Genomic DNA, 21,067 nt, shown 5'->3' on the forward strand with positions numbered 1-21,067 from the left:
CATGGCCGAACAACTCGACACCGCCGTCGAACAACACGGCAAGGGCGACCTCGCCGCACTCCTCGCCGGCAACGACACCTGGACCGTCACCGGCTGACGGCGCTCTCCGCTTCATCGTCCCGACCCATTCATGGAGATACTCATGACTTATGTCATCGCGCAGCCCTGCGCCGACGTGAAGGACAAGGCGTGCATAGAGGAATGCCCCGTCGACTGCATCTATGAGGGCGCCCGGTCGCTGTACATCCATCCGGACGAGTGCGTCGACTGCGGTGCCTGCGAGCCGGTCTGCCCGGTCGAGGCCATCTTCTACGAGGACGACGTCCCGGAGGAGTGGAAGGACTACTCCGGGGCGAATGTGGAATTCTTCCAGGATCTCGGTTCACCGGGCGGCGCCGCCGCGCTCGGACTGATCGACCGTGATCCCCCGTTGGTGGTGGGGCTTCCCGCCAGGACGTGAGAATCCGCGGCACGCCGGGAAGGACGGACCTGTATCGGCCGTCAGGGCCTGCTGACACGGCCGAACTGCCCCGGGCGGACGCGGAGATGGACGTGCACACGTCTTGACGGGTGGCCGCTGCCGCACGCACCGTTGCTGGGCCGTTCTTTCCGAGGGGGGTACGTGAACAGCAAGTGGCTCGGCGCGTGTACGGGGCTTGCCCTCTTCGCCCTGGCGGGCGCCTCGGCGGCGCCCGCCTCCTCCGAGCCGCGGCCGGGCCCGACGCGTGCCCTGCCGCTGGGCGCCGCCGGCTTGACCGAGACCCGCACCACGCGGACCTTGCAGCCCGGTGTCACCCTCACGCGGATCGTGCGCGGCGCCCACGCCCGGGAGCTTGCCTGGACGGTCGAGGTCTCCATACCCGGCGGCGCCACCTCGCCGGACCCCGACGCGCCGCCGACGGCGCTGAAGGACCGGGCGAGCGCCGACGAGCTGGCTGCCGACCTGCAGGACGACGGCTTCGACGCCCGCGTCGAGGAGGTCACGACTCCGGCGGTTGCCGACTACGCCGGTGGAACGCTCGGATGGCGGGTCCGGGTCGGGCAGTTCGACTCGCAGTCCACCGGGACGGCGGAGCGTACCCGGCTGACAGCGGCCGGGTACGCGGGGTCCGTCGTGTACACCGGCTGGGACGGGAACCCGGCGGACCGTGGCCCGTGGCGGATCGACGTGCTCACCATCGACCCGGACCGGTTCCGGGGCGGGCTCAGGGCATCGTACGGTTCCGATCTGGAGAACCGTGAGAAGACCAGCGAGCTGGCCGCCGCCGACGGCGCGACCGCGGCGGTCAACGGCGGGTTCTTCGTCCTCGACCCGAGAGCCGGAGCACCGGGCGATCCGGCCGGCGTCGGTGTCTACGACGGCCGGCTGCTGAGCGAGCCGGTGAACGGGCGCCCCGGCCTGGTGATCCGTGACTCCGGCCGGCACAGTGGGGTCGCCCGGCTCACCTGGAAGGGACGGGTCGTCGGCCGGGACGCGTCGCAGCCCCTGGACGGCGTCGACCGCGTACCGGGCCTGATCAGGAACTGCGGCGGCACCGCCGACGACACCCCGACCTCGCTGCCCCTGCACGACGCGACCTGCACCGACCACGACGAACTCGTGGCGTTCACACCCGACTACGGACGGCGGACGCCACAGGGCGACGGCCTGGAGGCCGTCCTGGACACCCGCGGACAGGTCCTCGAACTCCGTTCACCGCGCGGCGGACCGCTGCCGGCCGGCGGCAGCTCCGTGCAGGCGACCGGCACGCGCGTCGCCGAGCTGGCCACCATGGCGCAGGTCGGCCGACCGCTACGCATCGAGAGGATGCTGCGGGACGGCAGCGGTCGCAAGGTCTCCCCGTCACCGGCGACCAGCATCGTCAATGGCGGGCCCGAACTGGTCCGCGACGGGCGGCTGCACGTCACGCCCGCCACTGACGGCATGGTGCAGCCCGGCAACACGAGCTTCTACTACGGCTGGGTGCACAAGCGGAACCCACGCACGCTGGCCGGGGTGGACATGGCCGGCAGGACCGTGTTCGTCACCGCCGACGGACGCAGCACGGACGCGCTCGGGCTGAGCATTCCCGAAAGTGCCGCCGTCGCCAGGGCACTCGGCCTGCGCGACGCGGTCAATCTCGACGGCGGCGGGTCGACCACGATGGTGGCCGACGGAGAAGTGATCAACAATCCGTCCGACGCGGCCGGTGAACGCCCTGTCGGGGATGCACTGCTGATCCTGCCGGACCGGGGCTGACCCGGCCCGGTCCGAGAACACCTCAGCCAGCCACCACCGACCGCCGGGAGCCGCCATGACCGCCGTCCCGATCCACCGATCCCGCCTCCTGCTCGTCCTCGTCGCGCTGCTGCTCGCCGTCGCGTCGGCCCCGCCGGTGCTCGCCGCCGCTTCGACGGTGTCACCTGCCCGGGAGGCGGGCGGGCCGGGGCGCCCGTCCCGGGGCGCCGAGGTCGTCGCGGTCACCCGGGTCGCCGACCGGCAGGTCGACCTGTCGGTGCGTTCACCGGCCCTCGGGGGCCGGACGGTGAACGTACGTCTGCTCACCCCCGATGGCTGGGATCCGGGCGACCGGAGCCGGCGCCGGCCGACGCTCTGGCTGCTGCACGGCTGCTGCGGGGACTACACGTCGTGGACCGCGCGGACCGACATCGCGCGGACCGAAAGCCTGCGCGATGTCCTCGTGGTCATGCCGGAGGCCGGCTGGAACGGCTGGTACAGCGACTGGTGGAACTACGGCCAGGGCGGTGACCCGGCGTGGGAGACCTTCCACACCAAGGAACTGCCCCTGCTCCTGGAGCACGGCTGGGGGGCGAGCAGGAACCGCGTCGTGGCGGGACTCTCGATGGGCGGCCAGGGCGCCCTGCTGTATGCCGCCCGGCACCCCGGGATGTTCAAGGCGGCCGCGGCGTACTCCGGTTCCGTGCACCCGCTGCTCGACGACGAGTCGACGAACCGCATCATGGAGTTCTTCGCCGGTCAGGGCAACGACCCGCTGAGGGTCTGGGGCGACCCGGTCGCGCAACGTGACGTCTGGGCGGCTCACGACCCGTTCCACCTGGCCGGGCGCCTCACACGGATCCCCGTATACCTGTCGTGCGGTGACGGCACCACAGGCCCCTTGGACCCACCGGGCGGCCTGAGCGCGCTGGAGGCGGACTTCAACAGGCAGAACCAAGCCCTTGCGAGCGAGCTCGAACGCAAGGGTGCGAAGCATGTGACCACCAACTTCTACGGGCCGGGAACTCACGGCTGGCCGTACTGGCAGCGCGAGTTGCACTCCTCGCTGCCGATGCTCCTCCGGGCCCTGAAGGCCGAAGGCTGAACGGTCGCGGCCTCGCAAGGGGTGAGAACGGCCGACCGTCCTACAGTGCCGCCGGTGGAGGGGCGACTGCCCAGGAATCGGCGGGCTCCTCGTCGGAGTCGAGCACATCCTCACCGTAGAGATCCTGTAGCCAGTTGGTCTGGTAGATGGTGTCGAGGTAGCGCTCGCCGAGGTCCGGGCCGACGGCCACCGCGGTGAGTTCATGCGCGTCATGCCGGGCCAGCCAGTCCATCGCACCGCTGATCACCGTGCCGGTGGAGCCGCCGAACAGGAATCCGCGCCTGGCCAGACGATGGCAGGCACGAATGGTGTCCGCCTCCTCGACCTGGATCACCTCGTCGACGTAGGACTCGTCGAGAAGCGGAGGGCGGATGCTCATGCCCAGACCGGGAATCATCCGGCGGCCCGGCGAACCGCCGAAGGACACCGAGCCGACGCTGTCCACCGCGATGATCCGCACCGGCCGGTGCCACCCCCGGAAGTAACGGGCACAGCCCATCAGGGTTCCGGTGGTGCCCGCTCCGACGAACAGCACGTCCAGCCGCGGGAACTGACGGGCGACCTCCGGAGCGGTCGTGCGGTAGTGCGCCTTCCAGTTGCTCGGATTGGTGTACTGACTGAGCCACACGTACCGGTCGTCGGAGGCGCACAGCGCGCGGAGGTAGTCGAGCCGCGCGCTGAGAAAGCCGCAGTCGGCCTCCTGCTCGGCGATCACATGCACCTGGCTGCCCAACGCCTCCATCATCATTCTGTTCGACAGATTGCCGCGGGAGTCCGTCACACACAGGAACCGGTAGCCCTTGCTCGCCGAAATCATGCTCAGCGCCACACCGAGGTTTCCGGACGAGGACTCGACCAGGATCGATTCCGGCGTCAGGATTCCATCCCGCTCGGCGGCCTCCACCATCGCGGTCGCGGCCTTCAGCTTGATCGAGCCGGCGAAGTTGAAGCCCTCACACTTCAGGAAGAGCGAGCGCCCGAAGATCGACCGGAGGTCGACATAGAGGTTCTCTTCGTTGAAGCCGTAGGGAGTGGATATGACAGGCACCATGGTCTCCTCTGTCTGGAGCAGAGCACTCTTTGAACCGTCCGGCCGCGGGTGGGAACCTCGCCCGTGCGGGCGGGGCCCCGTTTCCGACCGGCGGGACGGGGCCCTGTGTCAGCGGCCGCTGTCGCGTGCGTCAGGACCGGCCGCGACGTGACCGGTGGTCCCTCCTGGGACCAGCCTCGAAGAAGCGTCCTGCGCGCGGGGCCGGCTCATCCGTACCGGCTCAGTTCGTGGAAGAAGTCGTCGATCACGTGCAACTCTCCGCTGCGGGCCACTTCGGTGTACACGTACTTGCCCACCGCGAGGTCGAGCACCCCGAGGCCGAAGGGCGAGAACACCACCGGCCGGTCCTTCGGCACCGTCACCCGCCCGGCCATCACGTCCTCCAGTGTGCCGTGCAGGAAGTCCCGGTTGCCCGTGAGCTGCTCGGCCAGATGCGGCGAGGTGTCGGCCTTGAGGCAGTGCTCGACGTCATCGACGATGTTGGTCGAGGCGAGCAGGACCTCCGGCGCGAGGTCGCGCAGCGACACATGCAGCACCAGCGGATTGTGCGCGAACCACGACGGGTCGCTGACGTGCGGTTGACCGGCGACCGTGGCGAAGACGACCAGGTCGCTGTTGCGGATCAACTGCTCGGCGCTGTCGTGCACGGTGATCCGGCCGGCGGTGTCCGACTGCTCCAAGTAGCAGCGGAAGCCCGCCGCGCTGTCGGCGGACAGGTCGTGTACGCCGATCTCGTCGAACGACCAGCCGGTGCCGACCAGGAAGGTGTGGATGTAGCGGGCGATCAAGCCCACCCCGATGAACCCGACACGTGTCGGTCGCGGCCGGTCGCGGCTGAGCCAGTCGGCCGCCGACGCCGCCGACGCGGCCGTCCGGGTGGCGCTGATGATCGAACTCTCCAGACAGGCGAACGGATAGCCGGTGTCATGGTCGTTGAGGATCAGCACCGCCGATGCCCTCGGGATACCGGCCTTCACGTTCTCCGGGAAGCTGGAGATCCATTTCAGTCCGTCCACCCGTGTCTTCCCGCCGATCGAGGCGGGCAGCGCGATGATCCGGGAGGTCGGGCGGTCGGGGAAACGCAGGAAGTACGACGGCGGGTTCACCGAATCACCGGCGCCGTGCAACCGGTACGTTGCCTCGACCAGCTCCGTGATCCGCTTCTCGCATCCTTGCAGCGTGCGCCGGACCTGGGCACCGGAGATCACCGCGAACGGTGGGACCGTCGTCGGTGGAACCGTGACCGGTGCGGCCTGTGCGGGCTCTTTCGCGGGCTCTCGCGCGGTGGAATCGACGGTGGTCATCGTGTGGTCACCTCCACGGTCGGTGAGCAGTCGTCCAGACGCACCGGATCGGCCAGGGCGACGAGCACCTCGCGCGGCCCCTCGAAGGGCTCCCGGCTGTGCGCGGTGCGGATGTTGTCGACGATCATCAGGTCGCCGGCCTGCCACGGTTCGCGTGCGGTGTTCGCCTCGTAGACGCCGTTGAGCAGTTGTACGACGTCCTCGCCGATCGGGTCGCCGTTGCCGAAACGGGTGTTGAACGGCAGCCCGTCGGTGCCGTAGACGTCCACCAGGTACTCGTGCACCTCGGGGGCCATCGTCCACTCGTTGAGGAACGCGATCTGATTGAACCAGCAGCGTCGGCCGGTGACCGGGTGGCGCACCACGGCGCTGCGGCGCTGTCTGGTGCGCAGACCACCGTCGGGCTGCCACTCGAACGTGATCGCGTTGGCGCGGCAGTAGCGCTCGACGGCGCCCCGGTCCTCGGTGCCGAAGGCCTCGGCGATGGAGGCGCCGATCTCGTCGTTGTAGCTGCGGGTGAGCAGCCAGCCCTCGCGTTCGAACCGCTCGGTCAACTCGGTGGGCAGCGCGTCGAGCACGGTCGGTGAGTCGGCCACCGCGGTCGCTCCGCCTTCGGTGGGCGCGCCGAGACAGGCGAACATCATCAGACCGGGGAACTCCAGCGTGTAGCTCAGTTCGTGGTGCATGCACATGGGCTGGTTCGGCGGCCACTTCGACGAGGAGTACACGCCGTCGGAGTAGGCCTGGCGGGGCGCGAAGGCCTCCTGCTCGGTCATCAGACCGGTGGCCAGCTTCGCGAAGACGGCTCCGGTCTCGGCCGTGTCACGCAGCCCGAGGCCGCGTACCAGGACCGAGCCGTGCTCGGCGACTACCGCGCGCAGCGCGTCCCGGTGCTCGGCCGCCCAGGCCGGCGCGTCGCCGGTGACCTCGGCCCGCAGCCGTGGGGGTTTGCCGGATTCCAGTTCCACGTCGACCAGCGACGCCGTGGATGTGGACGACATCTCGATCTCCTTTCGACCGATACTCACGAAGAAGCGAACAATTCGGTGGCCTGCAGCACAGCCTTTGCTGCCTCGGCCGGACGGGTACGCAGGAAGTAGTGGCCGCCGTCGGCGAGCTCGTGCAGGTCGACCTGTCCGGCCAGACGCAGCCAGTCGCGGTACCGGCGCGGGTACTCCGCCGTGCCCGGGTCGTCCGCGGCGACGACCACGGTGACCGGCGCGGACAGTTTGCAGGTGGGCGGGCGCTCCAGGGCGTCGGCGAAGTAGCGGTGGGCGGACACGCAGTCGTGCCGATAGGCGGCGCCGACGTGCTCGGCGTGCTGCGAACCCAGCTCACCGAGTGCGGTGCTGCCGCCGTCCGTGCTCAGGTCCGCGGCGATCTCTGCGTCGCTCCGCCCGGTCAGCTCGGTGATGGCGGCGCGCCGGTCGCCGGCGTCACCGAGCAGTTGCGCGCCGAGAAACACCCGTTGGACGTCCACCCCGCGCTCCCGCAGCTTTCGGGCCGTCTCCACGGCCAACGCGGCGCCCGAGGAGTGGCCCCACAGCAGGACCCTGGTCAGACCACGCCCGGTGATCTCGTCGACGACCTGCTCGACCACCCGAGCCATCGGGACGAGCGGCTCGTTCTCGTCGGCCACGTCGTGACCGGGCAGCTCGACGGCATAGACCGCCGGTCCACCGTCCGGCAGTGCCCTGGCCATGGGCTGGAAGTTCACCGCGTTGCCGCCGGCGTAGGGGAAGCACACCAGGGCCGCGGTCTGCGTGCCGCCCGCCTCCGAGAGCGGCTGAAGCAGCCCGGTACGCCGCTCGGACCTGTTGTCGACCAGATCGGCCAGCTCGGCGAGGACGGGGTGACGGGTGATGTCCTTGAGGGACACCGTACGGTCCAGGACGATGGCCAGCTTCACCGCCGACAGTGATGTGCCGCCCCGGTCGAAGAAGTTGTCCCGTTGTCCGATCCGGTTCTGCGGAATGCCGAGCACCTTCGCCCATGCGGCCGCCACCTGCCGTTCGGTCGGCGTGTCCGGCGCCCGGAAGTCGTCGCGGACGACATCGAGTTCTCCGGCGAGTGCCTGCAGCGCCCTTCTGTCGATCTTGCTGTTGGCCGTGAGCGGCAGAGCTTCCCGCCAGTGAAAGGCCGACGGGACCATGTACGCGGGGAGCGACTCACCGAGCCGGTCCAGCATGACGTCGACCTCGATCGGCCGCCGGCCGGAGTAGAACGCCACCAGGTGTTTGCTCTGGTCGGCCCGCTCGGCGACCACGACCGCACCGTCGCGAACACCGGGCACCTGCAACAGGGTGTTCTCGATCTCGCCGATCTCGATCCGGAAGCCACGGATCTTCACCTGGGTGTCGCGGCGGCCGAGGAACTCCAGCTTTCCCCCGGGCGTCCAGCGGCCGTAGTCGCCGCCCCGGTAGAGCCGGGCACCCTCACGGTGCGGATCGGCCAGGTAGGCCTGCCGGGTGCGCTCGGGGTCGTTGACGTATCCGCGGCCGACGCAGACGCCGGAGAAGACGATCAGACCGGGGGCTCCGAGCGGTACCGGGATCAGGTGCTCGTCGACGACGTAGACGCGCACGTTGTTGACCGCCGGACCCAGCAGGACCCGGTCTCCGTCGGGCACCCGGACCATGACCTCGTGGTTGGTGTCGTCCGAGGTCTCGGTCAGCCCGTAGGCGTTGACCAGCTTGATCCCGGGCTGGGCGGCGAACCAGCGCTGTACGAGTTCCTTCTTCAGCGCCTCGCCCGTGACCGATACGCACCGCAGGTCCGGCAGCTCGCGGGGGTGCTGGTTCAGCCAGGACACGACCACGTCCAGGTAGGAGGGTACGACCTGGAGGACGGCGACCCGGGCGTCGGCGATCTTGTCGACGAACCGCTGGACGTTCAGGATCACCTCCTGCTCCACCAGCAGGGTCCGCCCCCCGACCAGGAGCCCGGACACCAGCTGCCACAGCGAGATGTCGAAGCATTGGGGCGCGGTCTGGGCGACCACCTGTCCCTCGCCGATCTCCAGGTCGTCGATCTTGGCGTAGAGGTGGTTCAGCATGCCCGCGTGCTCGCACATCGCGCCCTTGGGCTCACCGGTGGAGCCGGAGGTGAAGTAGATGTAGGCGAGCTGGTCCGGTGCGACGTGGACGCCCAGATCATCGTCGGCATGGTCCTCCTCGCAGGCCGCGCCGACGAAGAGCTTCCGGACCCCGGGCAGTGAGCCGAGGGCCTGGTCGAGCGTGGAGGTACTGCCGGGTTCGGTCAGCACGAGCCCGCATGCGGCACGGGAGAGCATGGTCGCGAGGCGGTCGGCCGGGAAATGCGGCTCGATGGGCAGGTACACGCCACCGGCCTTGAAGACCGCGAGGACGGCGGCCATCCAGTCCAGGTTGCGCTCGGTCACCACCGCGACGACATCCTCGGGGCGCAGCCCCCGCGCCAGCAGGGCCCGACCCACCCGGTTGGCGCGCGCGTTGAGTTCTCGATACGTCAGTTGCAGATCCCCGTGCACCGCGGCGACGGCGTCCGGGTGCGACGCCACCCGCTGTTCGAACAGTTCGTGGAACCGGTGGTCCGGCAGTTCCCGGTGTGGACCGGCGAGTTCTTCGAGCTGGAAGTGGAGTTCTTCGGCGCGGAGCAGGCTCTGCCGTCCGTGCTCGGCGTCCGGATCGGCGGCTATCAGCGTGAGTGCGGTGAGGTGGTAACCGGCGATCCTGACGGCGCAGTCCTCGTCGAGAGCGTCGGTCCGATAGCGCAGCCGCAGCACAAGATGGCCGCCGCGTCGTGAGAACCCCACCCACAGCATGGTGTGACCGGCGACTTCGCCGCCCACGCCATGAGGATCGAACACGACCTCGATCGACGGCTCGGCCAGGCCCAGCTCGCCCCTGAGCTCATCGACGGGGAAGTCCTTGTGCGACAGCAGATCCGACGCGACTCGATGGGCGTCCACCAGCAGGGCCCGCCACGGGCCGGGCCCGGTCGTCAGCCGGCAGAGCAGCGGCCGGCCGCCCTGCGCACCGACATATCCGGTCGCGACCTCGTGCTCGCCGGACAGCGCGGCGATCACCTTGGCGTGCGCTGCCAGCAGCACCGAGTCGAGCGGCACCGCAAGGTCCTCGGCCAGCCGGCCCAACGCCGCCGCGACGTCGTCCGGTACCGGCGCCTCGTGTTCGCCGACACCCTTCACCGGATTGAGCGTCCACCGCGGGATTTCGGTGAATCCACCGGCGGTGAGCGCATTGCGCCAGAATTCCCGATCGGCCTGCGCTTGCGTTCCCATCTGGCCGTCCCTCTCCATTCGCCTTCGCTACCGTGCTGTTCAGAGCTGACAGGGGCAGGGCCGCTATCCCATCCGCGCCAGCGCCTCGGGCCGACTGGGGGCGTCCCGCATCTCCGTGGCGGGGTTTCCTCCCCAGCGCGCGTGCGGGGGGACCTCTTCTCCCTTCATGAGGAAGGAGTCGGGTGCGAGCACTGCGCCGGCGCCCATCGTCACGCCGTAATGGACATGGGCTCCCACACCGAGGGTGCAGCCGTCGTCGAGGGTGCTGCGATCCGATTTGAAGGTGCCGTCCTCCTGCGAGTGGCACTGGATCTTGCTTCCCGCGTTGAGCGTGCAGTCGTTCCCGACGGTGCTGAGCGTCCGCTCCGTCATGTAGCAGCCGTCGTCGAAGACCCTGCTGCCGATCCGAACGCCGAGCATCCGCCAGATCACGTTCTTGAAAGGGGTGCCGTTGAAGACGTTGAGGTAGGTGTCGGGCACCTTCCAGAGGCGCTCGTGCCACCAGAAGTACGGCTCATAGATGGAGCACACCTGCGGTCGCAGCATGCGGAATGCCGCGATGCAGCGCTCCACCAGTACGAAGTAGACGGCGGTGAACCCGAGGCTGAACACCAGGAACGCGGCGATCAGCACATGCCCGTAGGCGTCGTACAGCTCGGCGTTCGCCAGGCCGAGCATCGTGAGCACGAAGAAGTGCAGCCACCGCACGAGCAGGAAGAGGACCATCGAGCGGATGTTGTAGTGGTTCTTCGCAGTGAGGCTTCGGCGCAACTCGTCACCGGTGCGCAGGTGGTCGAACCGGGAATCGCGCTCGACCGACCGGGGAATCTCGAAGCACGGTGAGCCGAGCAGGCCCACCCCCTCGCGTACCTCGCCGTCGAGCGGAACCATCACCTTTGTCGCGAGGAGACAGTTCTCGCCCGTCCTGGCCCCCGCGGGATAGGCGATGTTGTTCCCGAGGAAATTGGACGAACCGATCGAGGCCCGGGACACCCGGAAGGACGTGCTCGAATAGTCGGCGTTGATGATGGAGAGCCCGTCGGCGACCATCGTTCCGCTCCCGACCGAGCACAGAAACGGGGTCTCGTGTTGCACTTCCGTGCCGAAGTTCGACCCGGTCTGCTCGACCCGGGACAAGTCGTATCCGATGCCGCGCAAGTAGTGGACGATGTAGGAGCTGTCACCGAACAGCCATGTGAAGAACTTGATGTTGGTCATGCGCCCGATCGCCCGGTGCACCGAGTAGTGGAACCCGTACAGCGGATAGACCTTGTCCGGCTCGACGACCAGGTTCAGCAGGCGTGGAACGGTGAGCATCACGGCCATGCCCACGGCGACGAGGCCGAAGAACAGCAGCAGGGACAGGACCAGCGCGTCGATGTAGAGGTCCGGGGACGTGAAATCCACCGTGCCCGGCGCCAGCCGGTTGTGCAGCGCCGGAACCAGGGTCACCAGCATGTACGCGCCCCCGACGACCAGCGGCACGTAGACGAAGAACAACTGAAGCACGGTGGCGAGACCGAAGCCGGCCCGGCGCAGCGTGCCGCAGGTGGCCGGCCCGACACTCAGGTAGTCGTGCTGCGTGAGCTGCGCCGGGGATCCGTGCCAGCGCTGACCGTCCGGGACCGCCTGGCCGCTGTACAGCGTGGACGTGTGGCCGAGTTGAGCCCCGTCGCCCATCGACGTGTCGATGTCGAGCACGGTCTTCTCGCCGATGAACACGTCCCGGCCGAGGGTGATCCGGCCGGTCTGGATACGGCCGGAGTGCGCCCGGTAGCAGAGGAAGAACGAGTCCTTGCGGATCACTGTGCCGTCGCCGACCCTGAGCAGGTCGGGACAGACCGGAATGTTGCGGGAGAGGATCGTGACCCCTTTGCCGATCCGTGCGCCCAGCGCCCGCAGGTACAGCACGTACAGGGGATTGCCGACGAAGAAGATCATCGGGTTGGCGTGGATCAGCACCTTTACGGTCCAGAAACGCAGATAGGTCAGACCCCAGACCGGGAACTCGCGTGCTTTCCAGCGGCCGACGAGGAGCCATTTGGCCGCGATGGGGAACGTGCACAGGCCGACGAAGCCGATGCCTCCGAAGACGAACGACCGCAGGTAGATGTCGATCACACCCGACCCGGCGGAGACCCACGTATAACCTCGGTCGGCAACAAGTGCGGCGAGGAAGGAATATCCCAGGAAAAGCAGGAACTGCAGGGCTCCACAGAGGGCGTACCGCACTGTGCCGGCCAAGCCGGCTGGGGGCACCACCTCGGCCGGCGCCGGGACCGACGGTTCGACGGGCGCGGCATCCGCGAGCCCCGTCGCCAGGCTGCGGATCGTCGGGTGCCGGTAGATGTCCTTCATCGACGCCGAGGGAAGGTCCGTCCGCTTCCTGACCCGTGCGCAGAAATGGGCCATCACCAATGAGTTGGCGCCGAGGTCATCGAAGAAATGACCGTCGACCGACACCCGTTCGACGCACATGACGTCAGCCAGCACTTCGGCGAGGCTCGACTCGATGCCGGTATCCGGGCCGGTGTACTTACGCATACCGATTGCGGATTCATCCGGCCCGGGAGTCAAGACGTCGAGGGGTTTTTCCTCCATGCGAGCTCCTTGAGGAACTTTCGAGCGTCGCCGCCATTACGGTCGGCGCCCCGTACTCGCGCTTTTCGATAACCCGGAGCGAGTGGTCCGGAAACAACTAGGTCGGGATCCTTTGTCGTGATCCCGAACCGCTGCCTCAGTTTTAGCCGTTCGCTGTCGGGCTGCCACTCGACCCGGTCGCTCCGGTGCGGCAGCGGATCTCTCGGGTCGCTCCTCGTCCACGGTCCTGCCCGGCTGGACGGTGAGACCGCGCTGAGCCGTGGGGTGCGTCTCGACGTACTGCATGCGAGTGGCGCGTGCCCGATCCGGGCGGAGCCGCGCCGGGGCACGGGCGGTGACCGCGTCCGGGGCATCGCATGCTGTGGGCGGGGGCGCGGCATCCGGACGCTTCCCGGGGGTGGTGTGTGGCGGCACAGGCGGCCGCACCATCCGATGTCACTCGATCAGTGGGACACGTCTGCGCGCCAGCGGAGTGATCGTGGTCATGCTCCGAGGCCATTCACCCGCTGGTGTCATGGTGCGGTGACGTACCGCGAAGCGATCGTGCGGTGCGGACCGGCCGTGCCCGCCCGCTCCTGGGCCGCCGAGTACGAAGTCACCGCCGAACGTCCGGTCGTCATGGCCTCCGGACAGCGGGCGAAGCACCCGCTGTCCGGCCTGCTGCCGGCCCCGACCGCGCTCGACGAGCCACTGCCACGGCGACCCGTCCCGTCGCCCTGCCAAGCGTTGTCCTCAATATGCCGCGCGAGCACGCCGACCGGCCCCGGGGCTGCGTCGGACGGCCGCGCGCAGAACCGGCCCGCTCGGCCGGCCCCGATGACACGCGTGTGGAGAAGCCCGGTGAGCCGGAGACGGATGTTCACCCGGTGGGCGCCGGACGGTGGTGCGCCAGGGCCCGGGCCAGCAGGGCGGCGGGCTCGGGGCGTGCCTGCAACGCCTTCAGGATCAGCAGCCACCACCGGTGCAGCCGGTCGGAGAGGTCCTCGTGCTCCGCCAGCTCCCCGGTGAGGTCGTACAGCCCGAAGAACGCGCACACCAAGGTCGTCGCGGTGTCCGACGGCTCGACCTCTTCGGCCAGTTCGCCCTCGGCGCGCGCCTTGGCCAGAAGGCGCGTCACGGCAGCGGTCCAGACGGCGAAGGGCGTGGGTATGGCGACGTCGATGGTGCGGCGCTCCGCCCACAGACGCGCGCCGGCCCGGGTCATGACGTCATCGCGCAGTGCCTCGGCAGCATCGAAGCTGAGGGCGACCAGCTTCTCCAGCGGCGGGATCCCGGGGGCGGCATAGCGGTCGGCCAACAACGGCCAGGCCGCGAACTGTTCGCGTACGACCGCCAGCGCGAGTTTCTCCTTGCTGGAGTAGTGGAAGTAGACGGCTCCGCTGGTGCGCCCCGAAAGATCGCTGATCTCATTGATACTTGTCCGTGCGTACCCCTGTTCGACGAAAAGGTGTGCCGCGGCTTCCAGCAGAGACCTTCGAGTCGCGCGTGCCCTGTCCTGCATGCGTGTTCTGCCTTCGTTCATCCGTGCCAATTTTTTGATCCGGGAAAGTCGTGCGCCGTGGCGTACCGGCGGTGCTCCATGCCGTTAATGCGTGGAGATTATTATTGTTCTTGGGCTGGATGTGGGTACGGCCAATGGCGGAATTTCACGCTTCGTAGGTGCTGTCGAGCGCGGTCGCCGGTCTCCGTGATTCGAAGTTGTCTGCCAAGTCGCCTTGTTTCCAGTCGAGTTGGAGGGGTGTCGGATCTCGTCCGCCCATGGTCGGCTGTCGCGCACACTTCGCGCGTACTTGGAAATTGGCGCGCCGTCAAACACTCGAAATGATGATTGCGACCTGTCGGCCGGAAAATTAACGTAGTCATCACGATGTTTCTGGGGTCATCCGGAGAAGACCGGACGATGTCCGTCGCTGGAGGGCCCGAAGGCGAACCATCGGCCTTCACGCGCGGTCGGGCGGGCCCGTTCGACAGCGCTCCTTCTGCGGCCGAGCGAGCCTCTCCGTAGTCCCCTGCTCCTTACTGCGAGCACTGACGACGCGGGGCGGCGCGCTCTTCGAGAACGGCAGGCAAATGACACCTCGTCGCATCTACACCTGGTCCCCGGCTGCCATCGTCTTCGACTGTGACGGCACCCTGATGGATACCGAACGACACTGGCAGGACGCGCGCAGCCGGGTCTTCGGAGAGTTCGGGCTGAAGCCCCGCCCCGGCTTCGCCGAGCGCGCGAAGGGCGTGCACTACACCGAGTGCGGCAGCCTCATGGCCGGAGAGTCCGGGAAGCCGCAACTCGCCGACGACATGACGCATGCCCTCCTGAGGAACTTCACGGCGCTCGTCGCCGAAGACCCCGTGACCATGCCGGGAGCGGCGGCGCTGGTCCGCTTCGCCGCCCGCCATCTCCCGCTCGCTGTCGCCAGCAACTGCCCGTTGGACGTGGTCGAGTCCAGCCTCACCCGGGCCGGCCTGCTCCGGTATTTCGCCCATGTCGTCGTCGCGGGTGACGGACTGCTGCCGAAACCCCATCCCGACGTCTACACCACCGCGGTCCGCCTGTGCGGCGTGCGGCCGCAGGACGCGCTGGCTGTGGAGGACTCGGTCACCGGCGTCGAGTCGGCCCGGAGAGCAGGCATGCGCGTGCTCGGCGTGGGCCCTCGACCGGCCGAAGAGGGAGCCGACCGGGCCGACCTGTGGCTGCGCACGCTGGCCGATCCGGAACTCCACGCATGGGCCCATACCTGGGCGGACGGGACCGCCTAGCACTCCGGCCGGGCCTCGACGTCGCACGGCCGGGCGATCTGAACCACCGCGGGCCGACTCGCGACCCGCATGCGCGGCCCGGCATCGGGACCGCTGCCGAGCGATGCCCGTACCGCTTCGGCCAGTGCCGACGGGTCGCCCGTGGGCTCCACCGGGTAGCTCTTGTGCTCCAGGTTCCAGGCGTTGTCCCGCTCGAACCAGTCGATGGCGGCCGGCGGCTGCCCGGTTGCCAGGGCCGTGTCGAGGGAGTCGAGGTAGAGCGTCCACCGCACGGCATAGAAGTCGCGGATCAGCCCCGACCATTCGCGGTTCGCGTAGTCGCGCAGCCCGCCGGACTCGCTGCCGGAGCGATGCCCCCAGGTGGTGAGGATCGAGCGGGCGTCGAACTCGGCGGCGGACCGCTCGGCACCGGTGCTGCCCCAGGATCTGGCGTCCTTCAGCCAGGGCCCCAGCATGAACCGCCGGTCGGTGGCCAACAACCGGTCCAGCAGGGCGAGGTCGCCCTTCCACTCCGCGGCCCGCTGCCGGAAGAGGGCGAGATCCTTCCCCTCGTACGCGGCCTTGATCTGCGGCAGCAGCGTACGGCTGCGGTTGGCCAGGGCCTGCCGGGCCACGTCCACCACATCGAAGCGGTACGCGTCCGACGTCCGCAACTCGGGGGCGACTTGGAGCAGCTCCGCCAGCGCCTCTCGTACCGTCGTCGCGTCGTACCGCATGGCGGACGGGCTCCAACTGGCCGACGTGCCGACGGTCAGCCCGGGGCGTGCGGTGAAGAGGCTGTCCTGGGACTCGCTCCAGGTGCCGGACGAGGTGCTGTACGGGCCGGTGCGCAGGAGCTCCCAGGCCCTGGCCGCATGTGGGTCTGCGCCGCCGTAGCGCCGCTCGGCGTAGGCGGCGAACCAGGCGGAGTGGTCCAACGGTTTTGTGCGCCAGGCCAGTTCGGTGAAGAGGTCGTACGCGGCCGGGTTGCCGCCGGTGCCTTCCGGGAGATAGGCGATGCCCCGGAGCGCACTGTCCGGCTTGGTGCGCCACTGGTCGAACCGGGCCGCCCAGACAGCGGTGTTGGCGCCGATCGTGGTGTGGCCGCCGAAGTTGGGGATGGTCCCGAACGCGTAGGGCGCGCCATGCCATGCGGCCTCGCGGTCCAGACCGTCGTAGCGGTCGGCCAAGCCGTCGACGATGAACAGCTTGCTCTTGTCCACCGCGTCGATGAGCTGCGTGGAAGGGTTGCTCTGCCAGCCGAGCAGGACCCAGGTCGCGCCCGGATGCGCTGCCTGCAGGGAGTTCATGACGGCCCTGGCGGCCTCCCCGACGGGCACGCCTCCCGGAGTGCCGCCCTCGTGCAGCAGATCCATCTTGTACATGGCCGAGTCACCGAACAGCTCGTGCTGACGGCGGTAGAACGCCGCCGCCACCTTCGGGAACAGTTCGCTGCGCGGATCCAGCCAGTCCGGGCGTCGGAAGCCGACCCAGTCGCCCTGAGGGACCACGGGGCCGGCAGGGTTCCTGTCGGTGAACCCGGGAGGCACCGTGCCGTAGTAGCCGGGCAGGACCGGCGTCATACCGAGCCGGCGCAGCCGTTCGGCGATCTTCCGGCCGAGCGCGGCACGCCGGTCCAGCATCTTCTCGCTGACCGGGCCGCCGAATGCGGACATGTTCTGCATCAGCCACCACGGTTGGTGCGCGGGGCCCGGAATCCAGGACGCGAGCTCCCTCTTCGTGTACCCGAACCGCTGGAAGGTGTCGTAGTACACGGCATCCGCGCCCATCTGGACGAACACCTCGTTGACGCCGTGCAGTGCGAGGACGTCGATCTGCTTCTCGTACGAGGACCAGTTCCGGTACGCCCCCGAATAGCCGTCGTCCGTGTCGTTGAGGGCGAACCGGTGCGGCACCGAGGCGTCCCGGCGCACCGTGCCGAGGGGCGCCGGGAGCTTCTTCGGAAGCTTCGAGGTGCTGTCACCGGGCCAGCCGATGTCCACCCGGGCCGTGTACTTGAGGTAGTGGTTGACGCCGCTGAGCAGCACGGCCGGACTGGTGCCCCGGATGCGGACCCGGCCCGTCGTGCCGGAGACGGCGAAGTAGTCGCCGGAAGCGGGGCGGCTTGCCGGCACGAGGTCGAACTGCCCGGCGTGGTGCGGGAGCAGGCGCCGCAGCGCCGCCTCGGCCGGTCCGGAGTCGAAGGCGGGCCTGTCGCGGGAGACGGCCGCCGCGCCACCGGCGGAGGGGCTCGTCGCCGTGGCCGGGGTCACCGCGGTGACCAGTACGGCGAGAGCGGACGAGCAGGCGACGATCCAGGATCTGAGGCTTCTCAAAGGGTGACCTCGTCCGACGAAGGGATACGGAACTTGCCCAGGACATGGTGCGGCACCGTGCCCTGCGGGGGAACCGGCGGAACCGGCCCGGATGCGTACCGACTGCCTCGTGGCGGGGCGGCGTACCGGCACCGGTGTACGGCGCGAGCATCGAAAACCATGAGGCTCAGCCATAGAAGAATGCGCTTTTATGACCCCCTGCGCAGGCCGCAGGATGGCTGCGAGCCGGCTTCCGGGGAGGAACGCATGACGTCAGCCATCGAATCGGGCCTGCTGCCCGGCACGTCCGAAATACATGAGGAAGGGCTGTCCGTCGGTGGCGTCCTGCTCACCGAACTTGCACGGCGTTTCGGGACACCCCTCTTCGTGTACGACGAGGAGCATCTGCGCCGGCGCTGCCGGGAAGCGGTCGCCGCCTTCGGCCGGGACAATGTCGCCTACGCCTCCAAGGCGTTCCTGTGCACGGCCATGGCCCGGCTGGCCCACGAGGAGGGGCTGTTGCTCGATGTCGCCTCAGGTGGCGAGCTGCGGGTCGCGCTGCACGCCGGGGTGCCCGCCGACCGGATCGTCCTGCACGGCAACAACAAGGACGAGGCGGAACTGCGCACGGCCATGTCCGTCCGGGTGCGGCACCTGGTGGTCGACAGCTTCGACGAGATGGACCGCATCGAGCGCCTGCACGCCGGGGAACACCTGCCGCCCGCCCGGATCCAGCTGCGGGTGGCACCCGGAGTGGCCGCCGGCGCGCACGAGGCGATCCGGACGGGTGGCAACGACTCGAAGTTCGGCTTCGGCCTCGCCGGCGGAACCGCGGCGGCCGCCGTGCGCCGGGCCGCCGGTTCCCCCGCGATGATCCTGGAAGGCGTCCACGCGCATGTGGGCTCGCAGGTGCTGGACACGGCGGAGCTCGCGGCAGGCGCCGCGGCCGTCGCCCGGTTCGCAGCCGACACCCGAATGCACCGGCTCACGGTCGGCGGCGGCCTCGGCGTCGCGTACGAGGCGGGACAGATCGCACCGTCGTTCGCCCGATGGGCGGCCCGGGTACGGACCGCGGTACGCGACGCGGGCTGGGGCTACCCGGTGACCGTGGAACCCGGCCGTTCCATCGCGGCCCGCGCCGGACTGACCCTCTACCGGGTGGGCACGATCAAGCGGATCGAGGGCGTGCGGACGTACGTCGGCGTGGACGGCGGAATGAGCGACAACCTGCGCCCCGCCCTGTACGGCAGCCGCTACGAGGTGTTCCTGCCGCGTGACCCGCGCGCCCCCAGGCCCATGCGGGCACGGCTGGTCGGCAAGCACTGCGAGAGCGGTGACGTGATCGTCGACGACGCCGCCCTGCCCGCCGACATCGCGGTGGACGACCTGGTGGCCACGCCGGTCACCGGCGCGTACGGATACGCCATGGCCTCCAACTACAACAAACTGCCGCGCCCCGCCGTCGTCTTCGTACGCGACGGCCACGCCCGCACCGTGGTGCGCCGGGAGACCGAGGAGGACCTGCTGCGCCTCGACGTGGACGAGCCCGCCGGGCTCCCGGAGCCGGCGGAGACGGCACTGTACGGCGCCGGAGCGGCGCGGCGAGTCGGCACGGCCTAACCTGACCCGATGCTGAACAGTGCACGACTGCTCGTCCTGCTGGAGATCGCCCGTACCGGCACCATCGTGGCCGCGGCCCAGGCGCTGCATCTGAGCCCCTCCGCGATCTCGCACCAGCTCGCCCGGCTGGAGCAGGAGCTCGGCGTGGCGTTGGTGGAACGTCAGCCGCAGAGCCTGCGGCTGACCGCGGCGGGGGTGCGGCTGGCCGAGCACGCGCAGGCGGTCGCCGACCTGATGGCCGTGGCCCAGGACGACCTGCGGGCGCACTCCGAGGGAGAGGCCGGGGTTCTGCGACTGGGCTTCTTCGCGTCCTCGGGCCTGGAACTGCTGCCCCGGGCCCTGTCACTGTTCGCGGCGAACCGGCCCCAGGCCGAGCTGGAACTGATCCTCGGGCAGCCGCACGAGCTGGTGCCCGACCTGGAGGCGGGCCGGCTCGACGCCGCGGTCGTCTTCGAGCACCCGCTCGACCCCTGGTGCCGACAGGCGACCGTGGACGTGGAGATGTTCTTCGACGAGCCGCAGCTGGTGGTCCTTCCCCTGCGGCACCGCCTCGGGCGGCACGCCGCGGTCCGGCTCGCCGCCCTGGAGGGGGAGAGCTGGATCGGCACGCACGGCGGCCACACCGGAGAACCGGTTCTGGAACGAGCGTGCGCGGCAGAGGGCTTCCGCCCCCGGGTCCGCTGCCGCAGCGATCATTACCAGGTCACGATCAACCTGGCACGCGCGGGCATGGGCATCGCGCTCGTCCCGGCCCTCGGGCTCGGCGACACCACCGGCGTACATGTCTGCCGGCTGGACCACCCCCGACTGCACCGGCGCATCGGGGTTGCCACCCGGTCCACCAACCGCAACCCGCTGCTGCGGATCTTCCTCGCCGAACTGCGGTCGGCCGCCGAGGAGATCAGGTCGCTGCTGGAGGTGCAGTGGGCGTGACCGGCGCACCTGTCACGCCTCCTCGCCGATGCCCGTGCCCCGATCGGCGGTACGGCGCCCGGCACAGGCCGCGAGGGTCCGCCCCACGTCCCGGATGGCGTGCACGGCGGCCCGTTCGGTGCTCGGCCCCAGCGCCGTGTCCCAGTGCGCCACCACCGCGTATGCCAGCCGGCGTCTGCCGATGATGACACCGGCGTCGGCACGGACCCCGGTGTCGGTACCGGTCTTGTTGGCCACCAGAAGCCCGTCGCGCAGCCGCTCGGGAAAGCACGGTTCGTACGGGTCGTGGTCGACGAGTGCGGGGACCAGCCCGTGGTCGGTGTTGGCACGCATCCAGCGCAGCAGCCGGGCGGAGGCCGCCGGACAGCTCATGGTGCCGCGCACCGTGTGTGTCACCAGCCGCGCCAGGTCCCGTGCGGTGCCGGTGGCGAAGACGGGCGGCACGTCCGGGCCGCGGACGTCGCGGACCTTGTCGTGCAGCGTGAGGTGATCGAGCCCGAGCTCCCGTGCGAGCCGGGCCGTGGACTCGCGCCCCACAAGGCGCAACAGCGCGTTGGTCGCGGTGTTGTCGCTCACCGAGGCGGTCAGCCAGGCCAGGTCCTCGACGGTCCAGCCGCGCCTGCTCAGCCGGCGCAGCAGACCGGTGCCCTCCGCCAGGTCCTCGTCGAGGATCTCCACGACACGGTCGGCGGGCAGTTCCCCGGTCTCCAACCGGTGCGCGACCTCGGCGAGCAGCAGCAGCTTCGAGGCGGACGCCACCGGCAGCACGGTGCGATCGTCCACCCCCACCGTGGCGGCGCCCGCGGGGGGGGGGGGGGGGGCGGGGCCGGGGGGGGGGCGCGGCCCCCCGCGCCGCGGCCCCCCCGGCCCCAGGGGCCCAACCGGGGAATAAAAAAAAAAAAAGA

General features: G+C 69.6%; 14 protein-coding genes. 6 read left to right on the forward strand and 8 right to left on the reverse strand.

The window, feature by feature from the left end:
* The first annotated feature begins 142 nt into the window (after window positions 1-142).
* From fdxA to ACFVH0_RS39030, 3 genes are all read left to right on the forward strand, one after another.
* Window positions 143-460, forward strand: coding sequence for a ferredoxin (gene fdxA, locus ACFVH0_RS39020; RefSeq protein ID WP_385828176.1), 318 nt, complete (start codon window positions 143-145; stop codon window positions 458-460).
* 162 nt (window positions 461-622) lie between these two features.
* Window positions 623-2,239, forward strand: coding sequence for a phosphodiester glycosidase family protein (locus ACFVH0_RS39025; RefSeq protein ID WP_385828177.1), 1,617 nt, complete (start codon window positions 623-625; stop codon window positions 2,237-2,239).
* 55 nt (window positions 2,240-2,294) lie between these two features.
* Complete coding sequence (locus ACFVH0_RS39030) at window positions 2,295-3,323, forward strand: alpha/beta hydrolase (protein ID WP_385828178.1); 1,029 nt, start codon at window positions 2,295-2,297, stop codon at window positions 3,321-3,323.
* Window positions 3,324-3,363: 40 nt separating this feature from the next.
* Here ACFVH0_RS39030 and sbnA read toward each other — a convergent pair whose 3' ends face one another.
* The 6 genes from sbnA to ACFVH0_RS39060 all read right to left on the reverse strand — a co-directional run bounded on the left by sbnA (window position 3,364) and on the right by ACFVH0_RS39060 (window position 14,059).
* On the reverse strand, window positions 3,364-4,371 hold the full coding sequence (gene sbnA, locus ACFVH0_RS39035; protein ID WP_385828189.1) for a 2,3-diaminopropionate biosynthesis protein SbnA: 1,008 nt from the start codon (window positions 4,369-4,371) through the stop codon (window positions 3,364-3,366).
* Window positions 4,372-4,580: 209 nt separating this feature from the next.
* Window positions 4,581-5,678 (reverse strand): 2,3-diaminopropionate biosynthesis protein SbnB, encoded by a 1,098-nt coding sequence (gene sbnB, locus ACFVH0_RS39040; RefSeq protein WP_385828179.1) that lies wholly within the window; start codon window positions 5,676-5,678, stop codon window positions 4,581-4,583.
* Window positions 5,675-6,679, reverse strand: a complete 1,005-nt coding sequence (locus ACFVH0_RS39045; protein ID WP_385828180.1) for a TauD/TfdA family dioxygenase — start codon at window positions 6,677-6,679, stop codon at window positions 5,675-5,677. The genes sbnB and ACFVH0_RS39045 overlap by 4 nt, the downstream gene beginning before the upstream one ends.
* Window positions 6,680-6,702: 23 nt before the next feature.
* Window positions 6,703-9,957, reverse strand: coding sequence for an amino acid adenylation domain-containing protein (locus ACFVH0_RS39050; RefSeq protein ID WP_385828181.1), 3,255 nt, complete (start codon window positions 9,955-9,957; stop codon window positions 6,703-6,705).
* Between the two features lie 63 nt (window positions 9,958-10,020).
* On the reverse strand, window positions 10,021-12,558 hold the full coding sequence (locus tag ACFVH0_RS39055) for a Pls/PosA family non-ribosomal peptide synthetase (RefSeq protein ID WP_385828182.1): 2,538 nt from the start codon (window positions 12,556-12,558) through the stop codon (window positions 10,021-10,023).
* An 859-nt stretch (window positions 12,559-13,417) separates the two neighbouring features.
* A complete protein-coding gene (locus ACFVH0_RS39060) occupies window positions 13,418-14,059 on the reverse strand; it encodes a ScbR family autoregulator-binding transcription factor (protein WP_385828183.1) in 642 nt (213 codons plus the stop codon).
* 569 nt (window positions 14,060-14,628) lie between these two features.
* Between ACFVH0_RS39060 and ACFVH0_RS39065 the strand changes: the two genes are divergently transcribed.
* Window positions 14,629-15,315 carry an HAD family hydrolase gene (locus ACFVH0_RS39065; RefSeq protein ID WP_385828184.1) on the forward strand — a complete coding sequence of 229 codons (687 nt, stop codon included), beginning with the start codon at window positions 14,629-14,631 and terminating at the stop codon, window positions 15,313-15,315.
* Here the strand turns inward: ACFVH0_RS39065 and ACFVH0_RS39070 are convergent.
* Entirely contained in the window at window positions 15,312-17,630 is a 2,319-nt protein-coding gene (locus ACFVH0_RS39070) for an alpha-N-acetylglucosaminidase (protein ID WP_385828185.1), read from the reverse strand. The two genes, ACFVH0_RS39065 and ACFVH0_RS39070, sit on opposite strands and share 4 nt — an antisense overlap.
* A gap of 246 nt (window positions 17,631-17,876) precedes the next feature.
* Between ACFVH0_RS39070 and lysA the strand changes: the two genes are divergently transcribed.
* Window positions 17,877-19,229 (forward strand): diaminopimelate decarboxylase, encoded by a 1,353-nt coding sequence (gene lysA, locus ACFVH0_RS39075; RefSeq protein ID WP_385828186.1) that lies wholly within the window; start codon window positions 17,877-17,879, stop codon window positions 19,227-19,229.
* A 9-nt stretch (window positions 19,230-19,238) separates the two neighbouring features.
* Window positions 19,239-20,162 carry a LysR family transcriptional regulator gene (locus ACFVH0_RS39080; protein ID WP_385828187.1) on the forward strand — a complete coding sequence of 308 codons (924 nt, stop codon included), beginning with the start codon at window positions 19,239-19,241 and terminating at the stop codon, window positions 20,160-20,162.
* Between the two features lie 12 nt (window positions 20,163-20,174).
* Here ACFVH0_RS39080 and ACFVH0_RS39085 read toward each other — a convergent pair whose 3' ends face one another.
* Window positions 20,175-20,945 carry a serine hydrolase gene (locus ACFVH0_RS39085; RefSeq protein ID WP_385828188.1) on the reverse strand — a complete coding sequence of 257 codons (771 nt, stop codon included), beginning with the start codon at window positions 20,943-20,945 and terminating at the stop codon, window positions 20,175-20,177.
* Between the last annotated feature and the right edge of the window lie 122 nt (window positions 20,946-21,067).

It is taken from the genome of Streptomyces sp. NPDC127117, from assembly GCF_042677325.1.
GTDB lineage: Bacteria > Actinomycetota > Actinomycetes > Streptomycetales > Streptomycetaceae > Streptomyces.